We start from the raw sequence: 15,394 nt of genomic DNA on the forward strand, positions 1-15,394 counted from the left end.
GGGTTTCGGCGTGAACGTCTTCCCGGCTTTCGCGGGCCGACGTCGAAGAAAACTGCCGGTTCACACCGGTTTATACCTCGCCGTGAGAGAGCGCGGCGCGGCGTTCCTTGATACGTTCAGCGATTCGCTGAGCAATCACACTACAGTGTTCGTGATGACCTAGCAGCGCCTGCTGCCCTCCGAACACTGACTCAACGGCCGCCTCAAGCGACCCGTCGAACTCGCCACGCGCGATGGCGGCCTCGATCCGTTGTTCGATCAGCGCATCAAGAAGCTTCACAGATTTTCCACCCATTTGACCGGGCCTTCGAAGCCCCAGAGTGGTGCAACGGGGCCGCCAACGAAGGCAACGGCGCTATTCTCGCACAGGATTCGGTTGCACTGCGGAAACCAAAATTAGATGAGTCCCTCGCGCGTCCAATTTTGGCTTGCAAACGTGTGCGATCAGCGTTTTGTGCTAATGGGCGAAGCGCGCTGCGTCGGGCTGGGGAGCGATATCGCGCTGTTCGACGCACCCCAGACCCTTCAGCGTTGCGCGCACGGCATCGTCGATCGGCGTATGCGGTTCAGCACCGAGCGTTCGCACGAGATGTGCGTTGTGCATGCGTACCGGCACGCGCCACAGGTACCGCATTTCACGCATTTCGCGGAACAGCGGCACAAAGGGCGAAGCGAGCATCACGAGCCACCAGGGGAACGCACGAACAGTCGGTGCTTTCGTGGCGTTCGTGGCTCGCGCGCCGGTCGCAACGGACGGTTCTGAAGCATCGATCGAGACGCGGCCCTCAGTCGCGATGCGCTGAATCGCACCGACCATCTGCGTGCCGTCCGCGTCCCAATGCCCTTCCATATGGAACAGGGCGAAGCGCTCGAGCCGCGACTCCTGTTCGACGAGACGCACCATCGTTTCGGCGACATCGGGCAGATAGGCCCATTGATGACCCACGCCGCGCTTACCCGGATAGGTCACGTGCGTTACGGGCTGTCCCGGCTTGATCAGCCCTTGAGAAAACCAGTTATTCGCGGCCTGCGGCCCGAAGAAATCGCCGGCGCGAACGATCAGGCTGCGTACGCCGTCGCGGCTCGCAGCGCGCAAGCGCGCTTCCATCTCGACGCGGATCCCGCCCTTGCGCGTCGTCGGGTGCTGCGCCGAATGTTCAAAGATCTCCGGCCATGTATCCGGACCGTAGTTGTAGACCGTGCCCGGGAGCACGATGCGTGCGCCGGAGGCGCGCGCTGCACGGATCGTGTTGTTGAGCATCGGCAACACGAGTTGGCCCCAATTGCGGTATCCGGGCGGATTCACCGCATGCACGATCAGCGAAACGCCCGCCGCCGCACCGACTACGTCCGCCTCCTGCATCGCATCGCCCCGCACCCACTCGTAGGCGCCATTACGCGCCGCAAGCGCCTGCGGATCCCGATGCAACGCGCGAATTGTCCATCCGCGCTGATAAAGCACTGCAGCGACTTCGCCACCGATACCGCCCGTGGCACCCAGGATCAACGCGATTTTTTGCTGGCTCATGACTGGCTCCTGTTGCTATGTGAGTGAACGTGAAGCCAGTGTCGCCGGTTCCGCATCAAAACGAAATTGCCTAACCTTGTAGAGTCGCTATACTTTTATGAATATCTCCGATCTCAACTCAGGTCACTAAGCTCGTGCCAGTCGATGCGGACGGGTTCGCTGGCGCCGACGGAGACCGGATCGGGGGTAACGGACTGTTCACGAGCCCCATCCTTGGCCATCATTTTTCCCTGCCCACCATGTCGAATTCCGTGTCGCCCGCCGAGCCGAGTTGGGATCTCTATCGATCGTTTCTCGGCGTTGTCGAAGAAGGTTCACTGTCGGGTGCCGCGCGCGCCCTGGGTCTGACGCAGCCGACCGTCGGCCGGCACATCGATGCGCTCGAAGCGTCGATCGGCATCACGTTGTTCACACGATCCCAAAGCGGCTTTATCCCGACCGAAGCCGCACTCGCCCTGCGGCCCTATGCCCAGACGCTCGCATCAACCGCGACGGCCTTATTGCGTGCCGCATCAGGCCAGGGCGAAGGGGTCCGCGGGACGGTGCGCATTTCGGCGAGCGAAGTCATCGGCATCGAAGTCCTACCGCCGATCCTGACAGCCCTGCGGGCCGCGCATCCCGAACTCGTGATCGAATTGACGCTATCGAGCCGCATCGAGGATCTGTTGCGCCGCGAGGCGGACATTGCCGTGCGCATGGTGCGGCCGAGTCAGGACGCGCTGATCGCCCGACGCGTGGGTGACATTGAATTGGGTCTGCATGCGCATCGGAGTTATCTCGAGCGTTGCGGCACCCCGTCGACTTGGGAAGAACTCCATACCCACACGATCGTCGGATTCGACGCCGAGACGTCTTTCATTCGCAGTGCGCGCTCGAAGCTCGGTCCGTTCTCGCGCGAAAGCTTCGCACTGCGTACCGATAGCGACGTCGCGCAACTCGCGGCGATTCGCGCCGGATACGGTATTGGCTTCTGTCAGGTCAGGACTGCGCAGCGCGATCCGTCGCTCGTGCGTGTGCTGCCCGATGCCTTCGACCTGCACCTCGACACGTGGATCGCCATGCATGAGGATCTGCGCGACAGCCCGCGGTGCCGCGCCACGTTTGCCGCGCTTGTCGAAGGTCTCGAGCGCTACATCAAGGGCTCGGATTAATGGCGTGCCCCTGTCCGATTGCCATACCGCGGCACGTGTGCCGTGCCGCAATCAGCAGGCTCGTCACATCACGCCTCTTTCTCAAAGACCAGCAACGTCGAAGTCGCCGATGCGTAAAGCCGGCCCGCGGCGTCGGTCAGCGTCGCTTCGGCGAACGCCACGCGCCGCCCGATCGACACGACGTTACCCACGGCCTTCACGAGCCCCGTGTCGCGGGTCATGGCCTTGTGATAAGCCACTTTGAGTTCGAGGGTCGTATAGCCTTGCGTCGCCGATAGCTTGGTATGCACCGCACATCCGCATGCTGAGTCGAGCAGCGTGGCCGCATAACCGCCGTGAATCGTGCCAATGGGGTTGTACGCATGGTTTCCGGGCACGCCGGCGAAGACCGCCATCCCGGGCTCGACCTCGATCAACTGAAAATCCAGCGACTGTGCAATGCCGGGGCGCTTCCCTTTGGCCATCATGGCCCGCATTTGCTCGATGCCGTCCAGACCTGCCCCTAACTCGTTGACCAAACTCATGACCACGCCTCCATGCTGTGTGTGGGTGCCGATGACGCGAATGACGGCGACAACCGGAAATCCAACATGCCGCTGTGGACCCGTCCGTACCATCATCGCATTTAGGATGATGGGCATCATACTGTTATTTGAGCACGGTCGTTCTATTATTTTGTTATGAGTCACGTGCCCTGACTGCATGAACGGCCGAGTCTTCGTGGGATCGACCTGCCCGACGCAAGTTCGGGGACGTCTGCATCGAACACCGCATCGGCACAAAGCGCACAATGGACGCTGCGCGCCAATTGAATCGGGCACATCTGCCCCCATCTGCCTCGCCATGACCGATACCGTTCTTGCAAGCACGGACGTCTGGGACGACTTTCATCCTGCGGTGTCCTCGTGGTTTCACGCGACGTTTGCGTCGGCCACGCTCGCCCAGGAACGGGCCTGGCCGGCTATCCATCGCGGGCGCCCGACCCTGATCGCTGCCCCGACGGGCTCCGGCAAAACACTGACGGCGTTTCTCGCCGCCATCGATGCGCTCGTGCGCGAGAGCCTGACGCTCGGTGGCGTGCTGCCCGACGCGACCACCGTCGTCTACGTGTCGCCACTCAAGGCGCTGTCCAACGACATCCGGCTCAATCTCGAAGCGCCGCTTGCCGGCATCGGGGCCGAGCTCTCGAGAATGGGCCTGCCCGATCACGGGATTCGCACGGCCGTCCGTACTGGCGACACGACGCAGCAAGAGCGCCAGTCGATGCGCAAACGCGCACCGCACATTCTTGTGACCACGCCAGAGTCGCTCTACGTCCTGCTCGGTTCCGAAAGCGGTCGCGCGATGCTCTCGAATACGCGCACCGTCATCATTGATGAAATTCATGCTGTCGCCGGCACAAAACGGGGTTCGCATCTCTCGCTGAGCCTCGAACGTCTCGACGCGCTTTGCGCGCGCCGTCCGACACGCATTGGCCTGTCGGCGACGCAAAAGCCGCTTGAGACCGTCGCGCGTTTTCTGGTTGGCACAGGTGGCGGCGGCGATTGCGAAGTGGTCGATATCGGTCATACACGCACGCGTGACCTTGCCCTCGAATTGCCGCCGGTGCCGCTCGAGCCCGTGATGTCGACCGACACATGGGAACGCGTCTACGATCGCATCGCGGAACTGGCGAGCGCACATCGCACGACCCTCGTCTTCGTCAATACCCGACGCACGGCAGAGCGCGCCGCGCGCCACCTCGCCGAACGGCTCGGCAACGATGCCGTGGCAGCGCACCATGGATCATTGGCCAAGGAATTTCGCTTCGATGCCGAGCAACGCCTGAAACGCGGCGAATTACGCGTGCTCATTGCAACGGCATCGCTCGAACTCGGCATCGATATCGGCGATATCGAACTTGTCTGTCAGATCGGTAGTCCGCGCAGCATCGCTGCATTCCTGCAGCGCGTCGGGCGCGCGGGTCACCAGGTTACGGGAACGCCCAAGGGGCGATTGTTTCCCGTGTCACGCGACGACCTCATCGAATGCGCCGCATTGCTCGATTGCGTGCGACGCGGCGAACTCGACGTGCTGCATGTCCCGCATGCGCCGCTCGATGTGCTCGCCCAACAGATCGTCGCCGAGGTCGCGATGCGCGAGTGGAGCGAAGACGACCTCTACACGCTGTTGCGACAGGCGCAGCCGTACGCCGATCTTTCGCGCGAGCGCTATGACGACGTCGTCGCCATGCTTGCGACGGGCTACACGACACGTGACGGCGTGCGCGGCGCCTACGTCCATCGCGACTCCGTCGGCGGCACGCTCAGAGGACGCCGAGGCGGAAAACTCACCGCGGTGACATCGGGTGGCACGATTCCCGACAACGCGGACTACGCGGTCATCCTCGAACCGCAAGGCCAGAATATCGGCACGGTCAATGAAGACTTCGCCATCGAAAGTCTCGCCGGTGACGTATTCCAGCTCGGCAACACGTCGTACCGGATCATTCGGGTCGAATCGGGTCGCGTTCGCGTCGAAGACGCGCATGGCGCCGCACCGAATATTCCGTTCTGGCTCGGCGAGGCGCCGGGACGCAGCGACGAGTTATCGATCGGCGTGTCGCGTCTGCGAGCCAAGGTCGATGAACTCCTGGCGAATGATCCCGGGCGCCTCGACGCAGCGCTTGCCTGGCTGATGGACGAGGTCGGCCTCGATGACGCGGCCGCCCGTCAGATCGTCGAATACCTCGCCCGATCGCGTGCTGCGTTGAGCACGTTGCCGACTCAGGACACGCTGATTCTCGAACGTTTCTTCGACGAGTCAGGCGGTATGCAATTGGTGCTGCATGCGCCGTTCGGCAGCCGCGTCAACCGCGCGTGGGGGCTCACACTGCGCAAGCGTTTCTGCCGCACGTTCAATTTCGAACTGCAGGCAGCGGCCACCGAAGACGCGATCATTCTGTCGCTGACCGAGAGCCATAGCTTCGCACTCGACGAGGTCTGGAAGTACCTGAAATCGGCGACTGCCGAGCATCTGCTGATTCAGGCGCTGCTGGATGCGCCTCTGTTCAACGTGCGGTGGCGCTGGACTGCCACGACGTCGCTCGCCCTGCCTCGATACTCGGGCGGACGCAAGGTACCGCCGCAGTTGCAGCGCATGCGTAGCGACGATCTGCTTGCGTCGGTATTTCCGGATCAGGCAGCCTGCATCGAAAACGTCGTCGGTGAACGCGAAGTGCCGAGTCACCCGCTCGTCGATCAGACGCTCGACGACTGCCTGCATGAAGCCATGGACACCGAGCTATGGCTCAACGTGCTACGCCGCATCGAGCGCGCGGAGATCCAGCTGATTGCTCGTGATTTGCCCGCGCCCTCGCCGCTTGCGATGGAGATATTGAGTGCGCGTCCGTACGCGTTTCTCGATGATGCCCCGCTTGAGGAGCGCCGTACGCAAGCCGTATTGAATCGCCGATGGACGGATCCTGAGTCGACCGACGATCTCGGCGCACTCGATCCACAAGCGATCCAGAGCGTACGTGACGAGGCCTGGCCGCAAGTCCGCAACGCCGATGAAATGCACGAAGCGTTGATGAGCCTCTGCTGCATCACGACGGACGAGATTGCGTCCAATCGCGAATGGGCGCCGTGGCTGGCCGAGCTTTCGAAGCAAGGCCGTGCATCATTGATGTCGATGCGCAGCGGTCAAGCGTTGTGGTTCGCCGTTGAACGCCATGCCGAGATGCGTGCAGTGTTCCCGGATGCCATGGTGACACCGCCCGTGCCCGTGCCTGTCCGAACGATAACGGGCACACCCGCCGACACCGCGCATTCAAGCGATGCGAGCACAGCGGCATACAGCGATATCGATCTTGAAGCTGACACTGGCGCGCTCACGTCCGACGATGCGACAGTGGAACTCATCCGTGCCCGTCTGTCGGGTTTCGGCCCGCTCACGATCGAGCAGATCGCATCGCCGATTGCACTCACGGCCTCAACCGTGACGATCGCGCTGGCGCGGCTCGAAGGCGAAGGCTATGTGATGCGCGGGCGTTTTTCGCCCGGCACCGTGACCGAGCAGTGGTGCGAACGACATCTCCTTGCGCGCATTCATCGCTATACGATCCGTCGTCTGCGCCGCGAAATCGAGCCCGTCGAGCGTCAGGACTTCATGCGCTTTCTGCTCGACTGGCAGCATGTCTCAGGTTCGACGCGGCGCGAAGGTCGTGAAGCATTGCCGGAACTGGTCACGCAGCTCGAAGGGTTCGAGGCCGCCGCCAGCGCATGGGAATCGGATCTGCTGCCCGCCCGGGTGAGGGACTACGCACCGCAATGGCTCGACGACCTGTGCCGCGCAGGCAAAGTCGTGTGGACGCGATTCGAGGAACCGGCTCATGCAACGAGTGGCGGCCCTGTGCGATCGACGCCCATCGTGCTGATCGAGCGTCGCCATCTGTCGACCTGGAATGCGCTTCCGCATCTTGATACGACACCGCAGATGTCCACGCGAGGTGAACGCGCCTTCGAGGCATTGTCCCGTCACGGTGCCATGTTCTTTGACGAACTCCTCGCAGAAACGCGTTTGCTGCCGACCGAACTCGAAGAAGCACTCGGCGAACTCGTTTCGACGGGCGTCGTCAATGCAGATGGCTTTGCCGGCCTGCGGGCGCTATTGCTCCCCTCAGCGAAACGGGCCATGCATGCACGCCGGCGCGGGGCACGCGGGGGCATGCCGGTGGGGATGGATGAGGCTGGTCGCTGGGCTCTGGTCCGGCGTACTCCGGCGTCTTCATCGATCGAAGAAGGCGAGGCTCAAGCAGGCACGTCCTCTACCAGTGTGTCGCCGGCCAATACGCTTTCCCCAGGAAACCGACCGAAACCACGTATCGATCCGCATACGCTCGAGCACATTGCGACCGTCCTGTTGCGGCGTTACGGCGTCGTGTTCTGGCGCTTGCTCGAACGCGAAGCGGACTGGCTGCCTTCATGGCGCGAGCTGCTGCCCGTGTTTCACCGGCTCGAAGCGCGCGGAGAGATACGCGGCGGCCGTTTTGTGGCAGGGATTACCGGCGAGCAATTTGCCCTGCCCGAAGCCATTCCGGTATTGCGTGAGGTTCGCCGGCGTGATCACGACGGCATCTGCGTCGCGATTTCCGGTGTCGACCCGCTCAACCTGTGTGGCACGCTATTGCCCGGCGACAAGGTCCCCGCGCTCGCGAACAACCGCATCGTGCTTCGCGACGGAATCGCCGTTGCCACCCTGATCGCCGGAAAGACACACGTGCTCGTCGACGTCGACCCTGCGACGCGTGACCGTATCCGCGATGCCCTCGTCGTGCGCCGCTAGCGTTTGACATGACGTACGCAGTCATGTCGATCACAAACGCACCGACCTAACGAGCGACTGCCCCGATGCCATACTTACGCTCATGCCGCGGCAGGGACGAATGACGATTCATCTCGCTCAATATGCAGTTCATCTTCCAGCCGCAAGGCATGACGTTGCATCTCGAACACAACTCCGCGCGTGCGCTTGAACTCATGTGCCTGTGTCTCCATCAACAATGTGGCCAACTGCTCGTTCAAGCGCACGTTGCCTTCACGAAGCGCCGCGTCGTCAACCTCAACGCCCTGCAGTCGAAGAAACTCACGCTTCATCTCCGACAACGAATGATCGCCGTTCAGGCATGTATCAATGCGTTGCCGGATCTCGCGATCGCGCTCGTATTCGCGGACAGTGTCGGAATAGGACGGCTCCACTTGGGGTAACACCTTTCCACCCTTGTGAAACGCGGGCGAAAACTGTTCAAAAGCGCGAGCCTTCACGTCCAGGAAATTGCGATGCATCGTCAACATCTCTGTCAGCAACGATCGTTGTGCGTACTCGTTGCCGGGTTGCGCGCCGGCCTCATCGTGCCCGTCCAGCCATTTTTCGAGTCCGGTGACGGTCAGTCTGTCGGCATGCCGTGCGTAGACCTGCCTTGCTTCACTGAGCGCCGATGGGTGACCTGAGCGCGATATCAATCGGCCCAAATAGGTTCGCGCGCAGCGCACGGCAGCGGCGGCGTCTTTCGTGACTCTTCGTTGCTTGCTCACTCGATCCCGGGTCTTGTCGTCGTCGGTCCCACGACTCTCCCAAGCGCGATATTTGTTCATCGCCCTGGCCACAGCATCCAGAAATTCCTGCCGTGACACGTCACGCTCGGACATGAACTGAAACAACGCTGCCCTCAGCCCGTATGGCACGCAGCAGCCATCGCCATCGTCACGATTAAATGCGTGAATCGTCTGGCAATCATCGAATCGACGCCCGAGATACGCCGATTCGGCAAGGCGATAGCTTTCACGCGTTTTCGCCTTGCCAACGGTCTTGAGGAAACTCAGTGAGAAGGCTCCCATGATGACCGCTCCGGCGATGCCCGTGACGAAAATAATGGTCAACCCAAGTGTCGCGGCGGTGGCTGTGACGACTCCGGCACACGCTGCGAGTCCGAGAGCGACCTTTCCGACCGCGCTGCCGAGCCCCAGAATCGTTCCGGAAAGGAAACCGAGATTCATCCCTTCCTCTGCGCCAGCGGACGCCTCCCGCGAATCGAATTTCTTCTCGATGAACGTTAAGAATCGCTGATCCATCGGATCGCTTTGACTTGCGGCGTTTGCGCCCAGCCGTTGCATCAACGCGCGATCTCGCGACAGTTCCCGGGCCGTCGCCACAGCCCGGATCACGAAGAAAACCCCAAGCGCCATCATGCCGGCTCCTACAGCCGGGCCGATCACAATGATTGCCACTCCCCCGCCGACGAATGTCGAAAGCACGAAAAGCGCGCTTTGGGTGTTCCCCGCCACCGCCCATGCCGCAACCCCCAAATCCCACAATGACTTCAGCAGTGTGAGACCACCCGAAACGATCATGCTGAAACCCGACCCTCGCTCAAGTGCATTGACGTCACGCGCCGATCCGATGTCGTTCAGGGTGACCCGTTCTGCTGCGCATGCCTGCTTGATCGCGGTCGACTCATTTTCGTCGTTGTGCGCTTCACTTACATTGTGGGCCTGGCTTGCTCGCAGGTCCTGAAGCCGTTGACGATGCGTTTGTTCGCGGAGGTCAAGTTCTATAGAGCGTTGAGACGCCTCGCTTACGGTCTCGCAACCGGATTTCACAGCAAGAAGTCCACACGCCGCCGTGAGTATGGAAGTGCCGACTCCGACAGCGACATTGCCGGGCGGGCTACCTTCTTCCCTGACCCAGTCCAACGGATTCCTGACCAATTGCGCCGCCTCGTCGCGAATATCACTCGCGAACGCCGCAAAGGCACTGGTGTGATCGCTTTCGTGTGTACCACCATTTCCGCCAGACGCCTGACCGACTTTCGCGTACTTGATGAGGTTGGCCCCGCCTGTGGCCAACTCATCGATGTCGAGCACGAAGGTCGGTTTGGCATCGTCCGTCGAAGTCGGCGTAGCTGTACCGCTGGCCTCTGCTTCCTCACAAAAGGCGATTTCATCCGTCAAGCTACTGTCCGCGTTCGGGGGTGAGTCGACTCCGGTTTTTGCGGAAGGACGGGGCTGCGAACCGACGCTGCCGCGCCGTGGAGGGATTGGAGAAATTGATGCGAAACCGGTCATCGCCGTCCTCGTTCAGGTCTAAAGAACGAGAATGATTGTCATTACCTGACGTCAGCATTTTCAAAAAGACAACGATGTGACGCGCTTCGGGCGAAATCTCCCGGAACATCTGTTGGCGTGGCGCCGTGACAATGTTCCGACGCGTCAACTCAGCCGCTATGCCTCGTCTCACGTGGGCGCCGCGAACGCTCCTCGATCTTGCGAATGTAGTCTGCCAGTTCGCCCTCTCGCTCCAGCGCAGCAAGTGCGTTCTCAGCTTCGCGCAGCTTCATTGAATGAAGAACGTGACAGGCATGCGCATGCATGGACGGCAAAATGTCGAGCGTGGCCGCGAATTCTTCAGGCATTTCCTCAAGGAGGTAGCGTGCCAATCGCATATCCAGCGAACACGTCGAATCCGAGTGCGCCTTACTTTCCTTAGGCGTCGACTGAAGACGCAAAAACTCACGCTTGAGATCTGTGAGTCGAAGGGGCTTCCGATCCGGGGTAGCAAGCGCCTCGGTCAGGAGCGCATCGATTTCCGTCAGCAGATCGCGATCCCTCTCGTATTCCGCTTTCGCAGCGCCAAGTGATTTTTCGAGTTCGGAAGGCAAATTTTCCGAAGTAAAGAAGGTTTGCTGGAGCGCTTCGAACGCTTGCGTCTTCTTTCTCAGATACTCCTGATGTGTCGCAAGCATGCTGACCAGTAACGCCCGCTGAGTTTTTTCACGCTCGAGCAGCACATCGTGCCGACTCTTACCCTCCGGCGTGTTGACGATTGAAAGGTCATCTACCCCCTCAAGCCAGCTCGCGAGCGCCTCCACGGTCAGCGTGTCTGCGTATCGGCCATACACGTATCGCGCCTCCCTGAGCGCCGCGCCATGCGTTGCGCCCTTGAGGCGCTTGCTCACGTAGGCACTGAAGTATCGTCCGCGTGCCAGAACGTTCTTATACGGCTGGCTTCTCTTGCTCGTCAGCTCTCCGATCTCATCGCGATCGGTCTCGCGGGCTTGCCACTCATAGTATTTTTCTGGACCGGCTGCCATCATGAGAAAGGCCTGCCTCGTATTGTCCGTTTGACGCTGAAAGCCGTGCAGAGCCGCTCGAAGACCATCCGAGCGCAGCCTGTCCGAGTCGGACGCCGCCACACACGAACTCATTGCATGGGCGTACGTCGTGTGAAGATCGTCGAAACGACGCCCCAGAAAGCGCGAATCATCCAACCGATAACTGTGTTGCGCTTTGTTTTTGCCATACGCCTTGACGAAGCGTACGGAGCATACAAGTAACACCAGGCCCCCGATCACACCGCCCGCAATGGCAATGCCCAAGCCGACGGGTGTTGCGAGCAAAGCAGCAACGCCCAGCATCACAGCACCGCCGAACACTGCGCTGACAACCGCGCTGGCCGCGAACAGGCAAGATCCGGCGAGAAAGGCGACACACCATCGCTTGAACACGACTGCGGAACTTTCGCGCACCGACAAGTTACCGTCGATAAAGGTATCGAATTCGCGCTCGAACGAATTTCGCGGAGGTGGCTCGCTCGCAGCAACGTCCTCTACGAGCTTCCGCTCGTTCGCGACGCGATTGCAGCTCTCTATTGCCTGGCGCATGATCAGACCGGCTGACGCAAGCGTCGTGATCGCCGCTACGGGCATTAGCACAAACGTAACGACGCCTCCCCACACGGCCGTCACCAGTATCAGGCCGGGACTGTTCGGCACAAACGCACCCGCAATGCTCAGCAACAAACTCATGCCCGTTCTGTACGTGGTGTTCGAGCTCCCCAGCAGCCCCATGTCCCCGATGCTCGAGTATCGTGCGTTCCGCATTAACGCCGCTTTGATTTCGTCCTTGAGGTGCGTCTCGAACATCACCGCACATTCGACGGCAATCGCTTCGCTCAAAAGAACGGGTTTCGCCTGGCTCAGACTGCCAAGCGCTTGCTCAACCTTCTCGCACTGCTCCGTAAGCCCACTATGCCGGGCCGATGCGGCCTGGATCTCCGAGAACGCGCCAGGGATTCCGATGATGCCTTGGTAAGCCAGGGTGCCCGCGCCAAAGCAAAGACCCGCCGCCAGACCGCCGCCCGGGTTGCCTATCCCGTAAAAATAGTCGCGTGGCGAAGACGACGTTTGCACCATCCCCTTCGCCTGATCCAGGATGGCGTCCAGCGGATGACCATTTCCGATAGCGTCTTTGTTGCGCATCGCAAGATAGCTACCTTCGGCCACTTCGTATCGGTTGATATTTGAAACCGTATTCCTGACTTGCGTGACGAATCCGAGCGCGGTTGATGCGCCGGCACTTGCTCCCGGCCTCGCCAACCCCGCGGAAGAAGCAGCGCACGCATTTGAAGCCTTGATGTCTACTCGCATGTCTCATCCTTCTGCATACGTCACAGTTGAGGATGATTGCAGTCGGAACTATCTGAATTAGCACGGACAGGCGCAAACCTGCCAATTTACGGCTAGTGTTTACCCGTCGACGCGGGCCGAGGAGTCAGCGTTAAAACGTGGAGTCAGATGGAAATGTTCGCAGCGCAGACACAGAAGAGGGTGCCGTGCATGGCTTGACGCGCTGCGACTAAGGAGAGGCAAAAAACAAGGCGCGCATCTGCCCGGAAAGGACAGATGCGCGCCAGAGCAGGTTTGCGACAACGCTGCGAGGACGGCTTAACGTATCAGGGCCGCTTTTCAGGGCCGTTCATCGAGCCCCGGAGCTCCCGCTTATTCCCACTCGATCGTCGCAGGCGGCTTACCCGAAATATCGTAGACCACACGATTCAAACCGCGCACTTCGTTGATGATGCGGTTCGACACATGACCCAGAAGCTCATGCGGCAGATGCGCCCAATGTGCAGTCATGAAGTCCTGCGTCTGCACCGCGCGCAATGCCACAACGAATTCGTAAGTGCGGCCATCACCCATCACGCCCACGCTGCGCACTGGCAGGAACACGGCAAATGCCTGGCTCGTCAGTTCGTACCACGACTTGCCGCTCGTCGGATCGATCGTGTCGCGCAGCGTCTCGATAAAGATCGCATCGGCGCGACGCAGCAGTTCGGCGTACTCGCGCTTGACCTCGCCGAGAATACGCACGCCCAGACCCGGGCCCGGGAACGGATGGCGATACACCATCGCGGGCGGCAGACCCAGTGCCACACCGAGTTCGCGGACTTCATCCTTGAACAGCTCACGCAACGGCTCGAGCAACTTGAGGTTCAGCGTCTCGGGCAGACCACCGACGTTGTGATGGCTCTTGATCGTCTGCGCGGCCTTCTTGCCCTTGCCGGCCGATTCGATGACGTCCGGGTAGATCGTGCCTTGCGCGAGCCACTTCGCATCGGTCAGCTTGCCGGCTTCGACCTGGAACACTTCGACGAACTCGGCGCCGATGATCTTGCGCTTGGCTTCGGGATCGGTCACGCCCTTGAGCTTGCCCAGGAATTGTTCGCTTGCATCGATATGAATCACCTTGACGCCGAGGTGATTCGCGAACGTCTCCATGACCTGCTCGGCTTCATTGAGGCGCAGCAAGCCGTGATCGACGAATACGCACGTCAGCTGATCGCCGATCGCACGATGCAGCAGCGCGGCCGCAACCGACGAATCGACGCCGCCCGACAAGCCCAGGATCACGTGCTCGTTGCCGACCTGCGCACGAATGTGCTCGACGGCCTCGTCGATGTAGTGGCCCATCTCCCAGTCGGGACGTGCCTTGCACAGTTCAAGGACGAAGCGATTGAGAATCGCGCGGCCCTGCACCGTATGCGTGACTTCGGGGTGGAACTGCACGGCATAGAAGCCGCGTTCTTCGTCGGCCATGCCGGCGACCGGGCACGACGGCGTCGATGCCATCAGCTTGAAGCCGGCAGGCATCTCGGTCACCTTGTCGCCGTGGCTCATCCAGACCTTGAGCATGCCGTGACCTTCGGCCGTCTCGAAGTCCTGGATGCCGCTGAAGAGCTTCGTATGGCCGTGGGCGCGAATTTCCGCGTAGCCGAACTCACGGGTGTGACCGCCTTCGACCTTGCCGCCGAGTTGTTCGGCCATCGACTGCATGCCATAACAGATCCCCAGCACCGGCACGCCGAGTTCGAACACGATCTGCGGCACGCGCGGGGTGTCTTCCTCCGTCACCGAGTTCGGCCCCCCCGACAGGATGATGCCCTTCGGTGCGAATTCGCGAACGAATGCGGCGTCGACATCGTGGGGATGAATCTCGGAGTAGACATGGGCTTCACGCACGCGACGCGCAATGAGCTGCGTCACTTGGGAGCCGAAATCGAGGATCAGGATGCGGTCATGCGGGACGGTGTGGGTGGGTGCGGTCGACATAGGTTCTAGAGTGACTGACAGCTTGAATTCATTTATAACGGCCTGCGAATTTCGTCAGGCGGCAGCGTGACACGCGGATCGCGCGGATCATGCAGCTCGTTTTCGTGTACGGCGCGTTCCTGCCCGGTCGCAGGATCGACGACGGTTCGCACGGGCGCACCGGTCGGATCAACGGCTCTCGCGGACGTTGCGGACCACGGGTCACCGGCCTTGCTTTCGGGCGCACCGGAATGACCGAATACCGGCTCGGCGTCGATGCCGCGCGCCGCGGCTCGCTCGCGTTCGAGCTCTCGTTCACGATCGACGCCACGCGACTTGCGCGCAGCACGCTCAGCGTTTTCGGCCGATGTGGCGCCGGCGGCCAGTTGCAGATTGCGGCGCCTCACGGCACTCGCCAGCCTCACCAGCCCAAGCCCCACGACGAGCAGCACGATCGCAATCGCCGGCCCCGAGAACACAAACGCACGGTTCGTGTCGACGGTCGCGCTATGCAAGGCAATCAGCCAGACCAGCAGCACAATCCCGCTGATCCAGCCCACGTGGCCGCTGACGCGCGCAACCGAGATCGTGAGCTGCCCATCGTAGGCCGCATGCAACTGCAGCCAGGCAAAGCCGAGCAGCGTGATGCCGAACAACTGGCCGAGTGCCGGCGGCTGCGGCGCGACCGCCTGAAGCGCGACGATCGTGTTCGCCCAGGGCGAAGCAACGAGCGCGAGACCCAGCACCAGGGTGATGATGCCATCGACGACCAGCAAAGCCCGCAAGATCGGTTTCATCGCTCTCTCCTTG

The 15,394-nt window shown here is 61.3% G+C and carries 9 protein-coding genes; 2 read left to right on the forward strand and 7 right to left on the reverse strand.

Annotated elements, in window-relative coordinates; genetic code table 11:
* Positions 1-70: 70 nt before the first annotated feature.
* Together ACMFWR_RS11535 and ACMFWR_RS11540 are read right to left on the reverse strand one after the other, a co-directional pair.
* A complete protein-coding gene (locus ACMFWR_RS11535; RefSeq protein ID WP_413191806.1) occupies positions 71-280 on the reverse strand; it encodes a hypothetical protein in 210 nt (69 codons plus the stop codon).
* A 177-nt stretch (positions 281-457) separates the two neighbouring features.
* Entirely contained in the window at positions 458-1,528 is a 1,071-nt protein-coding gene (locus tag ACMFWR_RS11540) for an NAD(P)H-binding protein (RefSeq protein WP_413191807.1), read from the reverse strand.
* A 239-nt stretch (positions 1,529-1,767) separates the two neighbouring features.
* Here ACMFWR_RS11540 and ACMFWR_RS11545 point away from each other — a divergent pair, with 239 nt between their 5' ends.
* Positions 1,768-2,679, forward strand: a complete 912-nt coding sequence (locus ACMFWR_RS11545; RefSeq protein WP_413194860.1) for a LysR family transcriptional regulator — start codon at positions 1,768-1,770, stop codon at positions 2,677-2,679.
* 68 nt (positions 2,680-2,747) lie between these two features.
* On the opposite strand, the gene ACMFWR_RS11550 is transcribed toward ACMFWR_RS11545, so the two are convergent.
* Positions 2,748-3,203, reverse strand: coding sequence for a PaaI family thioesterase (locus ACMFWR_RS11550; RefSeq protein ID WP_413191808.1), 456 nt, complete (start codon positions 3,201-3,203; stop codon positions 2,748-2,750).
* 319 nt (positions 3,204-3,522) lie between these two features.
* On the opposite strand from ACMFWR_RS11550, the gene ACMFWR_RS11555 reads away from it, so the two are divergent.
* On the forward strand, positions 3,523-8,004 hold the full coding sequence (locus ACMFWR_RS11555) for a DEAD/DEAH box helicase (RefSeq protein ID WP_413191809.1): 4,482 nt from the start codon (positions 3,523-3,525) through the stop codon (positions 8,002-8,004).
* An 80-nt stretch (positions 8,005-8,084) separates the two neighbouring features.
* On the opposite strand, the gene ACMFWR_RS11560 is transcribed toward ACMFWR_RS11555, so the two are convergent.
* The 4 genes from ACMFWR_RS11560 to ACMFWR_RS11575 form a co-directional block, all read right to left on the reverse strand.
* Positions 8,085-10,169 carry a hypothetical protein gene (locus ACMFWR_RS11560; RefSeq protein ID WP_413191810.1) on the reverse strand — a complete coding sequence of 695 codons (2,085 nt, stop codon included), beginning with the start codon at positions 10,167-10,169 and terminating at the stop codon, positions 8,085-8,087.
* Positions 10,170-10,432: 263 nt separating this feature from the next.
* Positions 10,433-12,643, reverse strand: a complete 2,211-nt coding sequence (locus ACMFWR_RS11565) for a hypothetical protein (protein WP_413191811.1) — start codon at positions 12,641-12,643, stop codon at positions 10,433-10,435.
* A 351-nt stretch (positions 12,644-12,994) separates the two neighbouring features.
* The gene (gene guaA / locus ACMFWR_RS11570) at positions 12,995-14,605 is read right to left on the reverse strand and encodes a glutamine-hydrolyzing GMP synthase (RefSeq protein ID WP_413191812.1); all 1,611 of its coding nucleotides are present in this window, start codon (positions 14,603-14,605) and stop codon (positions 12,995-12,997) included.
* Between the two features lie 32 nt (positions 14,606-14,637).
* Positions 14,638-15,381, reverse strand: coding sequence for a hypothetical protein (locus ACMFWR_RS11575; protein WP_413191813.1), 744 nt, complete (start codon positions 15,379-15,381; stop codon positions 14,638-14,640).
* Between the last annotated feature and the right edge of the window lie 13 nt (positions 15,382-15,394).

This window comes from Pararobbsia alpina, assembly GCF_965118125.1.
GTDB lineage: Bacteria > Pseudomonadota > Gammaproteobacteria > Burkholderiales > Burkholderiaceae > Pararobbsia > Pararobbsia alpina_A.

Coding starts and splice junctions, on each gene's coding strand:
- ACMFWR_RS11545 (WP_413194860.1), top strand. CDS start 1,768: ATGTCGAATTCCGTGTCGCCCGCCGAGCCGAGTTGGGATCTCTATCGA.
- ACMFWR_RS11565 (WP_413191811.1), bottom strand. CDS start 12,643: ATGCGAGTAGACATCAAGGCTTCAAATGCGTGCGCTGCTTCTTCCGCG.
- guaA (WP_413191812.1), bottom strand. CDS start 14,605: ATGTCGACCGCACCCACCCACACCGTCCCGCATGACCGCATCCTGATC.
- ACMFWR_RS11575 (WP_413191813.1), bottom strand. CDS start 15,381: ATGAAACCGATCTTGCGGGCTTTGCTGGTCGTCGATGGCATCATCACC.
- ACMFWR_RS11555 (WP_413191809.1), top strand. CDS start 3,523: ATGACCGATACCGTTCTTGCAAGCACGGACGTCTGGGACGACTTTCAT.
- ACMFWR_RS11550 (WP_413191808.1), bottom strand. CDS start 3,203: ATGAGTTTGGTCAACGAGTTAGGGGCAGGTCTGGACGGCATCGAGCAA.
- ACMFWR_RS11540 (WP_413191807.1), bottom strand. CDS start 1,528: ATGAGCCAGCAAAAAATCGCGTTGATCCTGGGTGCCACGGGCGGTATC.